Annotated in this window: 2 pseudogenes; both read left to right on the plus strand. The window is 46.8% G+C overall.

The window, feature by feature from the left end:
* A pseudogene (locus KIV40_RS30450) lies at window positions 1–450 on the plus strand (flagellar basal body rod C-terminal domain-containing protein); the annotation flags it as partial.
* A 55-nt stretch (window positions 451–505) separates the two neighbouring features.
* A pseudogene (locus KIV40_RS30455) lies at window positions 506–697 on the plus strand (flagellar basal body L-ring protein); the annotation flags it as partial.

Consider the following 697-nt stretch of genomic DNA (forward strand, 5'->3'; position numbering starts at 1 on the left):
AACGACAACCAACAGCCTAGACATGATGATTGAAGGTGATGGTTTCTTCCAAGTTGAAATGCCAGATGGTGAGACAGGTTATAGCCGCAATGGTCAGTTTACATTGAATGGTGACGGCGCAATCGTAACTTCTGGTCAGGGTTACCCGCTGCAACCAGAAATTGTTATTCCTGAAGACGCAATCTCGATTACAGTTGGTAACGACGGTGAAGTGTCAGTACGTATCCGTGGTGAGCAGAACAACGTTGTGGTTGGTCAGATCACGATCACCGATTTTGTTAACCCTGGCGGCCTTGAGCCAGTTGGTCAAAACCTGTACCTGCCAACAGGCTCAAGTGGTGATCCGCAAGAGGGTGTTCCGGGCTTTGATCTCAACGTGTTTACGAAATGAACTCAAAAGTTATCTCGTCAGTAGACAAGATGATGAGCTTTGTTAACCAACAGCTTTAATCATTAGATTAAGCCACTTTTAACGCCCTGTACTGCTGACTGAGAGAGTATCACTATGAAACGTATTTTTTGTTTAGCCCTATTGGCTTCAATGACTGGCTGTACCATGTTAGAGCCGATCGAAACCCCGGCACAAGAAAACGCTACTACGGTTGTTGATGCGGTAGAAGGGGACAAATCAAGTGATGAAAGCTCTGGCATTGTCGATACTCTGCGTGGCCGTACTGATCCTGTCGCAGGCGACCCA

Source organism: Vibrio sp. D173a, from assembly GCF_030248475.1.